Raw genomic sequence first — 15,463 nt, 5'->3', positions numbered from 1 at the left:
GCCGTCGTGGGACGCCTCGTACCAGCCGTGACCCGGGCTCTCGACATTCTCGAGCTCTTTCTCGACGGGGACGGGACGCTCTCCGCCCCCGACATCGTGCGCAAGCTCCAGCTGCCGCGCACCACCGTGCACGAACTGGTGACCACGCTCGCCGCCCGGAAGTACATCGTCCCGATGCCGGGCCAGCCCGGACGCTACCGGCTCGGTGTGCGCCCGTACCAGCTCGGAGCCCGCTACGCCGAGCATCTCGACCTCGCGGCCGAGGGACAGCTGGTCGCCCGGTCCGTCGCCGAGACCTGCGACGAGACCGTGCACGTGGCGATCCTGGAGGACACGGACGTCATCTACATCGCCAAGGTCGACTCCACGCACGCCGTGCGGATGGTGTCGGCGGCCGGGCGCAGGCTGCCCGCCCACTGCACCTCCGTCGGCAAGATGCTGCTGGCCTCCCTTCCCGAGCCGGAGCTCGCCGCGCGCATCCCCGACCGCGCCGAGCTGGTGGGGATGACCCCCAACAGCATCACCGACCCGGGCGCTCTGCGCGAGGCCCTGGCCGAGATCCGTGAGCGCGGCCTCGCCGTGGAGAACCGCGAGTCCAACCCGGACGTCTCCTGCGTGGCCGCACCGGTCCGCGACCGCACCGGGCAGGTCGTCGCCGCCCTGTCGATCTCCGTTCCCATGATCCGCTGGAGCGAGGAACGCCGCGCCGAGCTGGAGCAGCTCGCCGCCAAGGGCGCCGCCGAGCTGTCCGAGCACCTCGGTCACCGGAGCCTGGCGTGACGAGGCCGTACGAGGTCGCGGTGCGGGCCGAGGCCGAGCTCGGCGAGGGCCCGACCTGGGACGCGGCGGCCGGACGGCTGCTGTGGATCGACATCCTCGGCTCGCGCCTGCACACCTACGACCCGGACACCGGGCGTCGCACGGTCCGCCGCACGGAGCAGCACATCGGTGCCGTCAAGCCGCGCGCCGGTGGCGGGCTCGTGCTGAACCTGCGCGACGGGGTCGGCCTCCTCGACCCGGACGGCGGCTTCGGCTGGCTCCACCACGAGCCGGTCCCCGGCCACCGTGCCAACGACGCCGCCGTCGCTCCCGACGGCGCGCTGTGGGCGGGCACGATGCGCTACGACGAGGCGCCGGGGGGCGGGACGCTGTCCCGCGTCACCGGCGACGGCTCGGTCGCGGTCGTGCTCGACGACGTGGCCGTCAGCAACGGCACCGGGTGGAGCCCCGACGGGCGGCTGATGTACTACATCGACTCCCCGACCCGGCGGGTCGACGTCTTCGACCACGCGGACGGCCGGATCTCCGGACGACGGACCCTCGTCGAGATCGAGGAGAGCGCGGGCTTCCCGGACGGGCTGACCGTGGATGCCGAGGGGTGCGTGTGGGTCGCGCTGTGGCAGGGCTCGGCGGTGCGGCGGTACACACCCGACGGTGAGCTGGACCGGGTGATCGAGCTGCCGGTGCCGCTGGTGACGGCCTGTGCGTTCGGCGGGGCCGGGCTCACCGACCTGTATGTGACGACCGCTCGTGTGGGTCTGACCGATCCGCCCGCGCTGGCGGGGTCGTTGTTCGTGGTGCCGGGGGCGGGCAAGGGACTGGCCCAGCCCGTCTTCGCCGGCTGACGGCTGACGGCTGACGGGGGACGAGGGCGGGCGGCCGGACGGCTGGGGCGGAGGCGGCCAGGTCGGCTCTCGGCACGCCCGCGTGTGAGGACGCCGACGGGGCGCGGACCGGACGGGGTGGGACGGAGGCGGCCGGGGCGGCTGTCGGCACGTCGGCACGTGAGGTTGCCGATGGGGCGCGGAGCGGGTGGCTGGGGCGGAGGCGGCCAGGTCGGCTCTCGGCACGCCCGCGTGTGAGGTTGCCGACGGGGTGCGGGCCGGACGGGGTGGGGCGGAGGCGGCCGGGGCGGCTGTCGGCACGTCGGCACGTGAGGTTGCCGATGGGGCGCGGATCGGGTGGCTGGGGCGGAGGCGGCCGGGCTGGCTCCCGGCACGCCCGTGCGTGAGGTTGCCGACGGGGTGCGGGCCGGACGGGGTGGGGCGGAGGCGGCCGGGGCGGCTCTCGGCACGTCGGCACGTGAGGTTGCCGATGGGGCGCGGATCGGGTGGCTGGGGCGGAGGCGGCCGGGCTGGCTCCCGGCACGCCCGTGCGTGAGGTTGCCGACGGGGTGCGGGCCGGACGGGGTGGGGCGGAGGCGGCCGGGGCGGCTCTCGGCACGTCGGCACGTGAGGTTGCCGATGGGGCGCGGATCGGGTGGCTGGGGCGGAGGCGGCCGGGCTCGCTCCCGGCACGCCCGTGCGTGAGGTTGCCGACGGGCGCGGACCGGGCCGGGCCGCCCCTGCCTCAGCGTTCCGTCACGTCCAGCCGCCGCAGGACCGCCCGCTCCTCCTCCGTCAGCGGCGCCCCCACCGCCGCCGGCAACGGCGGCCCGCTCAGCGTCGCCAGTACCGTCGAGGGCCGCAGCAGTCGCGTCGGCCTCGTCGTCATGCTCATGACGTCCCAGACCGCCGACGCCGCCCTGTACGAGCCGGTCGCCGTGCGGATCATGCGGCGGGTGTAGGCGGTGACCAGACGGTCGGCGACCCCGGGCGAGCCCCCGCGCGTCCCGGGGTACCAGACGTCCTGGCTCACCGCCATCGTCCACGCGGCCTCCACCGGCCTGGCCGCGCGCCGCTGCACACGCCGGGCGAGTCCGGGCTCGTCGAGGCCGGACCCGCGCAGCTCCCGGTCCAGCTCCCGGGCACCCAGCGCGGCCACCGACATGCCTTGTCCGTAGGCGGGGTTGAAGGTGGCCAGCGCGTCGCCGAGGACGACGAGGCGGTCGGGCCAGGAGCGCACCTTCTCCAGGTACCGGCGGTGATTGCTGGTGCTGCGGCTGACATGGACCTCGGTGAGCGGTTCCGCGCCGGAGATCAGCCGCCCCACGATGGGGTCGGGCAGGTCCAGCGTGTAGCGGAGGAACGCGTCCGGATCGGACGGCGGTTCACCGCCGCCCCGCGTGCCGGCGAGGCTGACCATCCAGCGGTCGCCCTCGATCGGCAGCACCATGCCGCTGCGCCCGGGCCGTCCCTGATACGGATCGGCCTGCACCATGGTCAGCGGGAAACGCCCGGCCCCCTCGGGAGTGCGGTAGAGACGGGTGGCGTTCACCAGGCCGGCGTCCACCGTCTTCTCGCGCACGTCGTCGACGCCCAGCCGCGCCAGCCAGGTCACGATCCGCGAGCCGCGTCCGCTCGCGTCCACCACGAAGTCGGCGGCGAGTTCCTCGTCCCCGGCGGCGGTCGAGAGACGAACCCCGGTCACCCGCTGCCGCGACCCCGTCAGCTCCAGCACCCGCGCCTTGCGGATCACCACCCCGGTGTTGTCCAGCACGGCGCCCCGTACCGCCCAGTCGAGCAGGGCCCGGGTGCAGGTCAGCATCCGCGGCCCGGGGTGACGCCAGCGCCGGAACCAGCCCTCGGGCGTGAGGGCGACCATGCCCGAGCCGAGCGGGATCTCGTGCGCACCGGCGGCCAGCAGATGCTTGCGCATGCTCACGCCCGGCACCAGGTCCTCCATGGCGGCCAGGCCGCCGGCCATGAGGAGATGCGCGTGACGTCCCTGCGGCAGGCCCTTGCGGTGCTCCGGCCCCTCGGGCAGTTCGTCCCGGTCGAGCACGACCACCTCGTCCGCGACGGCGGACAGGGCCGCCGCGGCCAGCATGCCGGCCAGACCCGCACCGATGACGACAGCTCTACGCGACATGCGACTCCTCGCACTCAGCCATGAAGGCTCCCCCCGCCCTGAGGGCATTCCCCGACGTCCGGCCACAGCCGTGCGGCGGCCAACTCCGGCCGCCGGCACCGGTTTCGAGCCATACGGGCCCCGTTCCGGACAGCTCTCACCGTACCTTCACGTACCGTGCGTGCGGCCCCCTGTGCGGGTCTCGTCCTCGAATCCGGTCGCTCGACGGGCGCGAGGGCGCGAGGGCACGGCGGGCACCGGCCGCGGCCGGACCCGGCGCCCGTGGCCGCCGGAGGCGGCTCCCCGGGGCGTGGTCAGCCGGTGAGCGACCTGCCGTCCGTGTGGTCATGCGCCAGGGCGCGGATCGCCCGGAGGTCCTCCGTGCGGCGCAGCGCCCGGGACACGGCGCCGATCTCGCGCAGCAGGTCGGTGGTGTCACGGGCCCCGGTGGTCTCGTCCTCCCGGGTCCGGTTCCCGGCGTCGGCCGCGTCGAGGATCGCCGCGGTGGCGCCGAGTGCCTTCGCCAGGTCGGGCGGGTGGCCGAGGGCGAGGGCGGCGTCGTGGAACCGTTCGCGCCGGTCCTCGTCGATGTGCCGGGCGAGCGGCAGCAGCACGTCGCGGATGAACGTCTCCCGGCGCACCAGTCGCAGCTCCGGCGTCGCCCGCAGCAGGAACGGGACCCCTTCGCCGTTGACCGTCTTCATCAACTGGTACAGCGGCCGCAGTTCGTGGTGGGCGAGCCGGACGTGCCAGCGGCCGTGCAGGTACTGCCCGGCGTGCGGGAGGATGAAGCCGACCGCGATGAGCACGGCGGACAGGCAGGCGAGCGGCGGGGCGACGGCCGTGCTCAGCCAGTCCACGTTCCGTCCGGACCAACGGGCCACCACGGCACTGATCTTGGCGGCGTCGAAGAACAACTGCGCCGCGTAGCCCACGCCGAGGAACTTCAGCCCCCAGCGCAGCAGCGAGTCGAGTCCGTCCGTGCGCACCCAGTTCCAGATCAGCCCGTTGGTGACCAGCGCGGCCACGGTGTGCGCGAGCAGGTAGAGCACGATCACTTCGCGCATGTACGGGGTGTTCGCGTAGTACGTGTCGAGATCCCGCAGTCGCTCCACCGGCACGTCCGCGAGGGCGAACAGCACCCACATCGCGACGATCACACCCGAATAGACCGCCACGACCCCGCGCATCGCGCGCCGGGTGCGGTCCGAGCGGTCGGACAGGCCGTTGCGCCAGGAGATGATCAGCAGCAGGCAGAAGGCGCAGAACGCGGTGAGCAGCGAGTAGACCCAGGGGCCGGAGAAGTTCGCCACCCCGGTGAGCCGGTTGACCCGGGCGATCGTCGAGGGCGCCACGAAGACGAACACCGCGCAGGCGAGCAGCAGCAGCCCGCCGACCGCGCGCAGCATCGGGTCCTTCCACAGCCGGATGATGCTCGGCAGCTTGATGGCCAGGGCGGCGGCCAGCACCCCCGCGGGGATCCACCAGAAGTTCGGATAGAACTGGTTGACGAGCTCGACCGGGGTCATCGCCACCGTCCTCACGGTGCCGCACCTCCTCGCGGCCCCCGGTAGCCCAGCGACCGCTGCACGGGTTCGAGGGGGACGTCCGGACCGCGCCCACCCGGCAGCAGCGCACGGCACCCCGCCGCCAGCCGCAGTCCGAAGGCGTCGGCATCGGCCTCGTCCCGTTCCCGGGAGCCGTTGCGGGCGGCCATCGCCAGCGCGCCGCCCTCCCAGCCCGGCCGGTCGGCGAACGCGTGGGCCGCCGCCGCGCCCGCCCCCTGATGATGCCCGTGCCCCGCGTGCAGATGCCACAGTTCGTGGCCCAGGATGACCAACTGCTGCACGGCCTCCGCCCGTTCCTCGACGATGACCAGGTCGAAGTCCTGGAACTCCACCCACAGGCCGGTCACTTCGATCTCGTCGGGGAAGCGCTCGAACCGCAGCTGGATGGGCCGACCGCCGCGCCGCGTGCTCATCTCCTCGCACAGCGCCCGGCACAACGACCGTACGTCGGTGGGCTGCTGCGGTCTCTTGCGCACCGCGGTGGCGAGCTCGGCGGCCAGGCCGCGCATCGCGGAGCCACTGCGCGTGCGCCTGAGCGCGGCGGTGACTCGGGCGGCTCTCATCCGCGCGCCCGCGATGTCCATCGCTCCCCCTTCTCGCCGCCGGCCGGCCTGTCGGCGCGTCCGAGACTACGCGCCCGAAAGTGTGCGCGTCATGCGATCCGGTGTCCGATGTTCAACACGAAACGACCGTTCCCGACCGGAATGTCCGGGACCGAAAGAGGGCCGGACCATTGACGCGCAAGCGCTTCGAATCTACGGTCCCGTTCGAAGTAACGAGCGCCATCCGAAATACCGAACGGTACTGGTCATCGATCGTAAGGGCAGGGCATGGGACGACCTGACCTGAACCGCAGACAACTTCTCGGCGGGCTCGGCGGACTCTGCGTCGCCGGCAGCTTCGGCTTCGCCGCGCTCGGCACCGGAGCCGACGCGCTCGCCTCCAGCGCCGACACACGCGTGCGCTACTGGAACCTCTTCAGTGGCGGCGACGGCGCCAACATGATCACGATGCTGGACGCCTTCCGCGAGGCGAACCCCCGCATCGACGTGAAGGACTCCACGCTCCAGTGGGGCAACCCCTTCTACACCAAACTCGCCATGGCGGCCGCGGGCAACCGCGCCCCCGACCTCGCCGTCATGCACCTGGGCCGGGTACCCGGCTTCTCACCCGGCCGCCTCCTGGACCCCTGGGACGTCGACCTGCTCGCCAAGTACGGCGTGCGGGAGCAGGACTACCACCCCACCCTGTGGAAGCGCGGCGTCATCGACGGCGAGCTCTACGCTCTCCCGCTCGACATCCACGTCCAGCTCTGCTTCTACCGCAAGGACGTGCTGAAGAAGGCGGGGCTGCTCGGCGACGACGGCCGGATGATCCCGGTCACCTCCACCACCGAGTGGTTCGACGTCCTGAAGAAGGCCAGACAGGTCCAGAAGAAGGGCCTCCAGACCATCGGCCTGTGGACCAACGACCAGAACTTCCAGTGGTGGTTCTTCGTCGCCTTCTACACCCAGCTCGGCGGCCGGTGGTTCAACGACGACAACACCGACGTCCTCTTCGACACCGACAAGGCGACCCGGGTCCTGGAGTTCCTGCGCCGGCACGTCACCGACGGCTATGTCATCCCGGGCGCCCCCACCGGTGAGCAGTTCGTCAACGGCGCCCCCTTCACCTGGGAGGGCAACTGGTCCGTGCCGGTCTTCTCCGGCGCGAAGCTCGACTACGGCGCCACCCCGCTGCCGCCGGTCTTCGGCACACAGGCCACCCACGCCGAGTCGCACGCCTTCGTCCTGCCCCACCAGTCCGGCCGCGGCGGCGCCACCGACGAGGGCGCCCACGAACTCGCCGCCTACGTCGTCAAGCACGCCCTCCAGTGGGCGGCCGGCGGCCACATCCCCGCCTACACGCCGACGCTCTCCACGCCCGCCTACCACAGGCTCACCCCGCAGAACGAGTACGTCAGCGCCATGGACCACCAGGCCACCGAGCCGAAGGTGTGGTTCGCCGGCTCCACCGGCGTCCTCGCCCAGGACCTCGGCCCGGTCGTCGTCTCCTCGACCATGGGCTCCGCCAAGCCGGCCGCGGTCGCGCGGCGGATGAAGAGCCGGCTCACCAGGCTCCTCGCCTCGAAGAACCCGATGGACGGCAGGACCGCCGCGCAGGGAGGTGCGGTCGCATGACGACCAGCGCTCAGACCGTCGTCGCACCGGCCCGGGCGAGGACCGCCACCGCCGCCGCGACCGTCCGCCGCAAACAGGGCTTCCAGCACGGGGGCTGGTTCGTCGCCCCGTTCCTGGTGCTCTTCGCGCTGTTCGTGATCTGGCCGCTGCTGCGTGGCCTCTACCTCAGCCTCACGGACGCCAACATCACGGGCGAGGGAGCGAGCTTCGTCGGCCTCGACAACTACCGCGAGGCCCTGAAGGACTCGGCGATGTGGGACGCGCTCGGCCACAGCGCGTACTTCACGCTCCTCGTCGTCCCCTGCATCACCCTCCTCGCCTTCCTGCTCGCGATGCTCGCCCACAGCATCGAGCGCGGGAAGTGGCTGTGGCGGCTGTGCTTCTTCACACCGTTCCTGCTCCCGTCGACGGTCGCGGCCAACATGTGGCAGTGGCTGTTCACCCAGGGCATCGGCCTGTTCAACGAGACCTTCGGGCTCGACACGCCCTGGCTCACCGACAAGTCGTACGCCATGTTCGCCATCGTCATCACCACCCTGTGGTGGACGGTCGGCTTCAGCTTCCTGCTCTACCTCGCCGCCCTCCAGGGCATCCCCGCCCACCTGTACGAGGCCGCGAAGCTGGACGGCGCGGGCGCCTGGCACCGCATGATCCACATCACCCTGCCGATGCTGCGCAACATCACCGGCCTGGTGATCGCGCTCCAGATCCTCGCCTCGCTCCAACTGTTCGACCAGGCCGTCGTGATGATGGACTTCAGCCCCGGACCGGAGCTCAGCACGCGCTCCTTCGTGCAGTACACCCTCGAACAGGGCTTCACCAGCTACCGCGTGGGCTACGCCTCCGCGATGTCCGTCATCTTCTTCGTGATCATCGCAGTCGTCGCCCTGGCGCGGATGTGGCTGCTGCGCGACCGAGCGGAGGGCACCCGATGAGCAGCACCCCGATACGGCTCACGCCCCGCAGTTCCTGGACGCCCGGCCAGATCGTCCTGACCGTGCTCGGCGTCGCCGTCTCCGCCGTCTTCATGGCGCCGATCGCCGCGGCCCTGCTCACCTCGTTCAAGTCCGAGGCCGAGGCGGCCGAGATCCCGCCGCACTGGCTCCCGAAGGACTGGACCGGTCAGGCGTGGCAGGCCCTGTTCGAGACCGGCAACATCACCAACTGGTTCGTGAACTCCCTGGTCGTCTCCGTCTGTGTGACGTCCGTGGTGCTGCTGGTGAGCGCCCTCGCCGGCTACGGCTTCGCCCGCACCGAGTTCCGCGGCAAGAACGTCCTGATGGGCGTGGTCATGGCGGGCCTGATGGTCTCCCCGGCGGTCCTCGGCGTCCCCCTCTTCACCACCGTCCAGCAGATGGGGATGGTCGACACCTACTGGGGCATGATCCTGCCGCAGTGCGCGCCGGCCGCGATGGTCTACATCCTCTACAAGTTCTTCCAGGGCATCCCGCGGGAGCTGGAGGAGGCCGCCTTCATCGACGGCGCCGGCCGCTGGCGGGTCTTCTTCACCATCATCCTGCCGCTCTCGCGCCCCTCCCTCGCCGCGGTCGGCATCTTCACCTTCATCGCCTCGTGGAACAACTTCCTCTGGCCGTACATGGTGACCAACAACCCCGACCTGATGACCATGCCGAACGGCATCGCGACCGTCATGAACTCCTACGGCATCCAATGGGCCCAGCTGATGGCCGGCGGGCTCATGGCGGGCCTGCCGCTGATCATCGTGTTCGTCTTCTTCCAGCGCCAGATCGTGTCCGGCGTGGCGCATACAGGCTTGGCAGGGCAGTAACGCCCATCACCCAGGGGCGCGGGGAACCGCGCGACAAGCCACGAACCACCCGCAGCCGCCACCGCAGAACCACCCATCCCGAAAGGCGACCATGCACAAGGCCCGCTTCACCCTCGACCCCGCCTTCACCGTCGGCGAAGTGAACCCCCGCGTCTTCGGCAGCTTCGTGGAACACCTCGGCCGCTGCGTCTACACCGGCGTCTTCGAACCGGGCCACCCCACCGCCGACGACAAGGGACTGCGCCAGGACGTCCTGGACCTGGTCCGGGAACTCGGCGTCACCGCCGTGCGCTACCCCGGCGGCAACTTCGTCTCCGGCTACAAGTGGGAGGACTCCGTCGGCCCCGCCGAGGACCGCCCCCGCCGCCTCGACCTCGCCTGGCACTCGACGGAGTCCAACCGCTTCGGCCTCTCCGAGTACATCGACTTCCTGCGCAAGATCGGCCCGCAGGCCGAGCCGATGATGGCCGTCAACCTCGGCACGCGCGGGGTCGCCGAGGCCCTCGAACTCCAGGAGTACGCCAACCACACCTCGGGCACCGCCCTGTCCGACCTGCGCGTCTCCCACGGCGACAAGGACCCCTTCGGCATCCGGCTGTGGTGCCTCGGCAACGAGATGGACGGCCCCTGGCAGACCGGCCACAAGACGGCCGAGGAGTACGGCCGCCTCGCCGCGGAGACGGCCCGGGCCATGCGCCAGCTGGACCCCGGCGTCGAGCTCGTCGCCTGCGGCTCCTCCAGCCAGTCCATGCCGACCTTCGCCGAGTGGGAGGCGACGGTCCTGAAGGAGACGTACGACCTCGTCGACTACATCTCGCTGCACGCCTACTACTGGCCCGAGAACGGCGACCTCGACTCCTTCCTCGCCTCCGCCGTCGACATGGAGTCCTTCATCGACAACGTCGTCGCGACCGCCGACCACGTGGGCGCCCGGCTCAAGTCGAAGAAGCGGATCAACCTCTCCTTCGACGAGTGGAACGTCTGGTACCTGCCCGAGTGGGAGGCCCGCGCCAAGACCTTCGAGCAGGACGACTGGCCCGAGGCCCCGCGCCTGCTGGAGGACAACTACAGCGTGATGGACGCGGTCGTCTTCGGCTCGCTGCTCATCGCCCTGCTCCGGCACGCCGACCGCGTCACGGTCGCCTGCCTCGCCCAACTCGTCAACGTCATCGCGCCGATCATGACCGAGCCCGGCGGCCCGGCCTGGCGGCAGACGACGTTCTTCCCGTTCGCGCAGGCCTCGCGGTACGGCCGCGGCCAGGTCCTGGACGTCCGCGTGGACTCCCCGCAGCACGAGACGAAGAAGTACGGCGCGACCGACCTGCTGCACGCCACCGCCGTGCGCGCCGAGGACGGCACGGTCACCGTCTTCGCCGTCAACCGCAGCCGCACCGACGCCCTGCCGCTCGAGGTCGCCCTGAACGGCCTCGATCTGGCGCGGGTCGTCGAGCACAGCGCCCTCGCGGACGCCGACCCCGACGCCCGCAACACCCTCGACGACCCCGAGCGGGTCGCCCCCCACCAGGTCGACGGCACAACCCTCCAGGACGGCACCCTGAACGCCGTACTGGAGCCGCTGTCCTGGAACGTGATCCGGCTGGCGTGACCGGCCCGGTCAGCGTTCGATGCGCGGCTGGGCGGAGGAGGACGCCGAGGTCGACGTCGTCCCCACCGCCCAGTAGCCGTCCGAACCGGGCACCTTCGCGAGGGCGTTCATGACGACAGGGGTCGTGGCCACCGGCCCCCGCTCACTCACCCAGGCCGTGCCGTCCCAGCGCAGGTAGTGGGCCCGGGTCTGGTCCCAGAAGTCCCACCCGGCGATACGGTCGGGCCGCCCCCGCGCGTCACCCACGATGCCGGACAGCATGCCGACGCCGAAGGGTGCCGTGACGGACTCCCAGGCGGTGCCGTCGCCGTGCAGCAGCCGGACGCCCGGCGGCTTTCCGGGCGGACCGCCGACGCCGTAGTCGTAGCCCGTCAGCCAGATGTCGTCGCGGGCGACCGCGAGCAGCCCGGTGAACCCGGCGCGGATGCCGCCGGGCGCCGGCAGCACGGTCCAGGCCTGACCGTCCCAGCGCGCGACCAGCTCACTGCTGCAGACCCAGATGTCGCCGCAGAGCGCACGGTGGATGCCGGTGGGCGCGATGGTGATCGTGGCGGGGGGTGCAGGCAGCCAGGTCCACTTGCCCCGGTGGCCGTGCAGCAGCACCGAGCCGTCGCCGGCGCGGCCGGAGACCCAGACGTGGCCCCGGGGACCGGTCACGACCCGGCCGAGGGAGGTGCCGGCCGCCCCACGCCCGGGGTAGTCGGCCTCCTGCCAGGTCATTCCGTCCCAGGCGAGGAGCCGGGCCGTGCCGGAGGAGTCGGAGCCGATGGCCCAGGCGGAGCCGTCGGACGTGGCGGCCACGGAGCGGAGATGGCCGCTGAAGCGGGGGCCGGTGCGCTGCCAGGTGGTGCCGTCCCACACGAGGGCCAGCGCCGTCCCCCGGACACCGCCGTCGCGGCCCTCCTCGCCCACGGCCCAGGCGAGGCCGGGGCCGGCGGCCGCCACGTCGAGCAAGTGGGCGGCCGGGCTTGCCTCCGGGGCGGCGACGGCCTGCCACTCGCGGGCCTCACCCAGGGTCCCGGGAGCCGCCCATGCCGTTCCGCCCCGCGTCGAGCCGAGTCCGGCCCCGACCAATCCGCCCAACCCACCGATGAAACGCCGTCTCCGCACGAGGTTCCCCTCCCTGTCGGCAGCCCTGAAAGGCCAACGCGGTGAACCAGCTTGCCCCAGAAGGCAATGCGCACGGACGGCTCGATCCGGTCACACCGTTTCGGCCGGCACCCCTCCCGCCGCCGCGCCCAGCACGGTGAGCCGCACATCCCCCGGCCCCGACGGTGTGGTCCCGTCGGACAGCACCGCCAACGCCAGTGTGTTGGCACCACGTGTGCGCAGGATCCCGTTCGGCAGCACGAAGGTGTGCTGCGGGCCCACGTCGTTGATGTACTGGCCCATGTTCCAGCCGTTGAGGAAGATCTGGACGCGGTAGGCCCGGCCCGGGTCGTCGTCGAGGACGAGTCCGACCGAGGCGTCGACGCCCGGGTCGACGTCCAGCCGGAAGTCCGTCCGGTACCAGGTGACGCCCTGCCGCCGGTCGGCCCGGGGCAGTTCGGCGTCTGCCCAGTCCTTGTCGTCGTACTCCGGCAGGTGCCAGCCCTCGCGCTCCCCGTGCAGCCCGCCCGTGTTCAGCGGCCCGCGCACGGGGTCGGGCGTGGCGGTGCCCTGGATGCGCCAGGTGACCTCGGGGGCGGCGCCCTCGAAGGTGACGGCGGTCAGTCCGCGCGCGGCCTTGTGCGTGTCGAGCGCCTTGCCGTCCATGTCGTGCTGCATCCGCCGCACGAGCACGGACAGCACGTGCCGCTGCCCCTTCTGCGCCGCACGCAACCTCTTGCGCAGGTCGTTCGGCAGGCCGAAGCCGGCCTTCGCGGTCCACGTCCCCTGCCGCGCCCGGGCCTTGTCCGGCACCGGCATCCGGTGCGTGCCCAGCGGCTCGCCGTCCAGCCAGGCCATCAGCAGCCCCTGGGTGCCCGTGCTGTAGGCGAGGGACACGGACTCGATGCCGCTGTCGCCGGTCCACTCACCCCGGTACCAGACGTCGCCGTAGTGGAAGCCGTAGTCGTCGGCGAACAGGACGGGCTGCCCGTCGGGCACGGGTGTGGTGCTGAAGGTCGTCGTCCTGTCGGCCGTCGTCCACCCCGAGTCGTCGAAGTCCGGCTCGGCCTCCGGGTTCCCGGCCCGGCGCCGCCAGCCGTCCAGGGCGGGCAGGGCCGGCCGGGACACGCCGGGCAGCGGCCGCAGCGCCAGCAGACTGCCGGAGGCACTGATCCGGCTGGGGACCGGGCGTCCGTTCCAGGTGACGTGGGTGATCCCGCGCGGTCCCCACACCTCCAGGCCGGTCTGCCCGGTGGTGTCGCCGGTGAGGTGGACGGTGGAGCCGCGCAGCTCGGCCGAGCGCAGCAGGGCGGGGCCGTAGACCAGGAGCGGGCCGGACGGTGTCTCGTAGGGCCACAGCCGCAGGGCGGTGGCGTCGTCGGCGAACAGCACGAGCATCGGCGTGTCCACCCCGTCGCCCTCGACCCGCACCCGGCTCAGCCCACCGGCGCCCAGCGGAGCCGTGATGTTCAGTTTGCCCAGGTTGTACGCCCAGGCGGGCTCCGCGTCCAGCCGCATGGGTGTCGGCTCGTCCGCGCACTCCAGGACGACCTGGGCCATCTCGCCCCGGCGGCCGGCGAACACGGCGATGTCCTGCCGCCCGGCGGTCAGGCTCAGCATGGGCTGCACGGTGGCGTGCACCAGTGTCCGCTTCCCGAGCCTCAGACCGGCGGCGACCAGCTTGGCGTCCCGGGCCGGGACGGTGACGGGCACGTCGATCCCGGCGTCCGGCAGCGTCGAGGAGAGCGCCTCGCCGGTGTCGTTGCGCAGCACGTAGAAGTGGGCGCCGGTGTCGGGGTTGGTCAGGTGGTAGACCGTGAGCCGCTTGTCGGTGGCCCGCACCGTCTTCGCCCGCTTCAGCTTGGCGAGGTCGGGCACGAACCGCAGCAACTGCCCGGTCTGGTGCATCGGGGCGAGCTTCGGGGTGGCGTTGCGGGCCTCGTCGAAGGCGGCGCCGTAGTCGTACGAGGTGTAGACGGCCGGCGCGGGCAGCCAGCCCCAGGAGGTGCCGCCGTACGTCATGTAGACGTTGTGCAGCGTGATGCCGTTGGCGAGGTTGGTGAGGTGGAAGCGCCGCTCGTACGCCGCGTCCCGGGTGCGGCGCGCCTCGGCGTACCCCTTGCCGTCGAACCACGAGCCGCCCCACGGGTCGAACCAGCCCCCGCCGAACTCGGGCAGGAACCCGGGCGTGTTCGGACTGGCCGTCGCCCCGCCCTTCGCGCCGCCGGGCCCGAAGAGCCCCCAGTCCGGCGGCACCCGGTCAGGCTCCGGATACCCGTCGAACCCGTACAGCCAGCGCCCCTTCTCGCCGCCGGTGCCGAACGACCCCGGGGTCCAGTGGCCGTTGCGGCCCTTGTCGTTGTGGAACAGCGGCACGTCGATGCCGTCGGCGCGGACCTTCTCGTAGAGGTACGACATGTAGGCGCGTCCGGACGGCTCGTCGACGTGGGCGTCGTACTCGTTCTCGATCTGGTAGAGCAGGACGGTGCCCGTGCCCCGCGTGAACAGGCGTTTGGCGACGACGGCGTTGACGGCGGTCAGCCACTCGTCGACGTAGCGCAGATACGTCGGGTCGGCGGTCCGGGCCCGGCCCTCGGTCGCGGTCAGCCAGCCCGGGAAGCCGCCCGCGTCGACCTCCGCGTTGATGTACGGCCCCGGCCGCACGATGACGTACATCCCCGTCTCGGCGGCCGTCCGCAGGAACAGGTCGAGGTCGCGCACGCCGCTGAAGTCGTACCGGCCGGGCGCGGGGGAGTGGTAGTTCCAGGCGACGTACACGCTGACGGCGTTGAAGCCGTGCGCGCGCATCTTCTCCAGCATGTCCCGCCACAGCGACGGGCTCGGCAGCCGGAAGGGGTGCATCTCGCCGGACCAGAGCACCAGGCGGCGGCCGTCGACCAGCAGCGAGTAGTGGTCGAAGCCCACGTCGTGCCGCCTGCCGTCCGCACTCGGCACCGGTGGCGGCGGGCCGGTGGGGGCGGTGCGTGCCGGGTGGGCGGAGGTCGGCGACCCGCTGCCGGTCAGCGCGAAGCCGAGCGTCGCCGTGCCGGCCAGAGCGTGGAAGGTACGCCTGCTGAGCTCCAAGGGAGCGCCTCCTGTTGTGCCTGCGATGCGTGGTGCGGGGTGCGGGATGTGTCACGCGGTACGTGTGCTCAATGTCTACAGGGTGACGAGGACAACGGTCCTCTGAGGACCTCGGCACGTGCGGACTCCACGGTACGAGCGGTCGTGGAGCCGGCCGTGCGGCAGGGGGAGGGACCGGTCAGGGCGGAGGCCGTCGCCACTGCGCGGGACCCTCGAGGGCGGGACGATCGCCGACCTCGCGACCGGGACGCCGCCCGAGCCGGTGGAGCGGGCGGCGGCCTGGGAGAACCCCCGAGGGGTGGCGGCCGGGTGCCGCGCGGTGCGTGGTCCTCATTCCGTCCTCGGTCCTCGCTCTGACGCACTGGTGCAACGCACCCTATGCGCCTGCCGGTGCCCGGGTGAATTCCCGCCAGTGTGA

11 protein-coding genes are annotated in these 15,463 nt (G+C 72.2%); 6 read left to right on the top strand and 5 right to left on the bottom strand.

Annotated elements, in window-relative coordinates; translation table 11 throughout:
• Nucleotides 1-6: 6 nt before the first annotated feature.
• Together QNO09_RS11545 and QNO09_RS11540 are read left to right on the top strand one after the other, a co-directional pair.
• On the top strand, nucleotides 7-780 hold the full coding sequence (locus QNO09_RS11545; RefSeq protein WP_283970030.1) for an IclR family transcriptional regulator: 774 nt from the start codon (nucleotides 7-9) through the stop codon (nucleotides 778-780).
• A complete protein-coding gene (locus QNO09_RS11540; protein WP_283970029.1) occupies nucleotides 777-1,625 on the top strand; it encodes an SMP-30/gluconolactonase/LRE family protein in 849 nt (282 codons plus the stop codon). The genes QNO09_RS11545 and QNO09_RS11540 overlap by 4 nt, the downstream gene beginning before the upstream one ends.
• Nucleotides 1,626-2,349: 724 nt before the next feature.
• On the opposite strand, the gene QNO09_RS11535 is transcribed toward QNO09_RS11540, so the two are convergent.
• The 3 genes from QNO09_RS11535 to QNO09_RS11525 all read right to left on the bottom strand — a co-directional run bounded on the left by QNO09_RS11535 (nucleotide 2,350) and on the right by QNO09_RS11525 (nucleotide 5,881).
• Nucleotides 2,350-3,750: an FAD-dependent oxidoreductase gene (locus QNO09_RS11535; RefSeq protein ID WP_283970028.1), complete on the bottom strand. Its 1,401-nt coding sequence runs from the start codon at nucleotides 3,748-3,750 to the stop codon at nucleotides 2,350-2,352.
• A gap of 293 nt (nucleotides 3,751-4,043) precedes the next feature.
• Nucleotides 4,044-5,258 (bottom strand): MAB_1171c family putative transporter, encoded by a 1,215-nt coding sequence (locus QNO09_RS11530; protein WP_283970027.1) that lies wholly within the window; start codon nucleotides 5,256-5,258, stop codon nucleotides 4,044-4,046.
• Between the two features lie 11 nt (nucleotides 5,259-5,269).
• Nucleotides 5,270-5,881 carry a toxin-antitoxin system, toxin component family protein gene (locus tag QNO09_RS11525; RefSeq protein ID WP_283970026.1) on the bottom strand — a complete coding sequence of 204 codons (612 nt, stop codon included), beginning with the start codon at nucleotides 5,879-5,881 and terminating at the stop codon, nucleotides 5,270-5,272.
• 246 nt (nucleotides 5,882-6,127) lie between these two features.
• Here QNO09_RS11525 and QNO09_RS11520 point away from each other — a divergent pair, with 246 nt between their 5' ends.
• The 4 genes from QNO09_RS11520 to arfA all read left to right on the top strand — a co-directional run bounded on the left by QNO09_RS11520 (nucleotide 6,128) and on the right by arfA (nucleotide 10,872).
• Nucleotides 6,128-7,477 carry an extracellular solute-binding protein gene (locus QNO09_RS11520; protein ID WP_283970025.1) on the top strand — a complete coding sequence of 450 codons (1,350 nt, stop codon included), beginning with the start codon at nucleotides 6,128-6,130 and terminating at the stop codon, nucleotides 7,475-7,477.
• Nucleotides 7,474-8,412, top strand: a complete 939-nt coding sequence (locus tag QNO09_RS11515) for a carbohydrate ABC transporter permease (RefSeq protein ID WP_283970024.1) — start codon at nucleotides 7,474-7,476, stop codon at nucleotides 8,410-8,412. The genes QNO09_RS11520 and QNO09_RS11515 overlap by 4 nt, the downstream gene beginning before the upstream one ends.
• Entirely contained in the window at nucleotides 8,409-9,266 is an 858-nt protein-coding gene (locus QNO09_RS11510; protein WP_283970023.1) for a carbohydrate ABC transporter permease, read from the top strand. The genes QNO09_RS11515 and QNO09_RS11510 overlap by 4 nt, the downstream gene beginning before the upstream one ends.
• Nucleotides 9,267-9,357: 91 nt before the next feature.
• Nucleotides 9,358-10,872, top strand: a complete 1,515-nt coding sequence (arfA, locus tag QNO09_RS11505; RefSeq protein ID WP_283970022.1) for an arabinosylfuranosidase ArfA — start codon at nucleotides 9,358-9,360, stop codon at nucleotides 10,870-10,872.
• A 9-nt stretch (nucleotides 10,873-10,881) separates the two neighbouring features.
• Here the strand turns inward: arfA and QNO09_RS11500 are convergent, their stop codons facing one another.
• On the bottom strand, nucleotides 10,882-11,955 hold the full coding sequence (locus tag QNO09_RS11500; RefSeq protein WP_283970021.1) for a hypothetical protein: 1,074 nt from the start codon (nucleotides 11,953-11,955) through the stop codon (nucleotides 10,882-10,884).
• A 117-nt stretch (nucleotides 11,956-12,072) separates the two neighbouring features.
• Nucleotides 12,073-15,045, bottom strand: coding sequence for a glycoside hydrolase family 35 protein (locus QNO09_RS11495; protein ID WP_283970020.1), 2,973 nt, complete (start codon nucleotides 15,043-15,045; stop codon nucleotides 12,073-12,075).
• Between the last annotated feature and the right edge of the window lie 418 nt (nucleotides 15,046-15,463).

It is taken from the genome of Streptomyces sp. 378, from assembly GCF_030124145.1.
Taxonomy (GTDB): Bacteria; Actinomycetota; Actinomycetes; order Streptomycetales; family Streptomycetaceae; genus Streptomyces.
Note: the sequence above shows the minus strand (reverse complement) of the source record. Positions and strands in the feature narration are given on the sequence as shown.

What these genes read in the sequence shown, in the direction of transcription:
- QNO09_RS11535 (WP_283970028.1), bottom strand. Translation starts at nt 3,750, where the DNA reads ATGTCGCGTAGAGCTGTCGTCATCGGTGCGGGTCTGGCCGGCATGCTG.
- QNO09_RS11530 (WP_283970027.1), bottom strand. Translation starts at nt 5,258, where the DNA reads ATGACCCCGGTCGAGCTCGTCAACCAGTTCTATCCGAACTTCTGGTGG.
- QNO09_RS11525 (WP_283970026.1), bottom strand. Translation starts at nt 5,881, where the DNA reads ATGGACATCGCGGGCGCGCGGATGAGAGCCGCCCGAGTCACCGCCGCG.
- QNO09_RS11520 (WP_283970025.1), top strand. Translation starts at nt 6,128, where the DNA reads ATGGGACGACCTGACCTGAACCGCAGACAACTTCTCGGCGGGCTCGGC.
- QNO09_RS11515 (WP_283970024.1), top strand. Translation starts at nt 7,474, where the DNA reads ATGACGACCAGCGCTCAGACCGTCGTCGCACCGGCCCGGGCGAGGACC.
- QNO09_RS11510 (WP_283970023.1), top strand. Translation starts at nt 8,409, where the DNA reads ATGAGCAGCACCCCGATACGGCTCACGCCCCGCAGTTCCTGGACGCCC.
- arfA (WP_283970022.1), top strand. Translation starts at nt 9,358, where the DNA reads ATGCACAAGGCCCGCTTCACCCTCGACCCCGCCTTCACCGTCGGCGAA.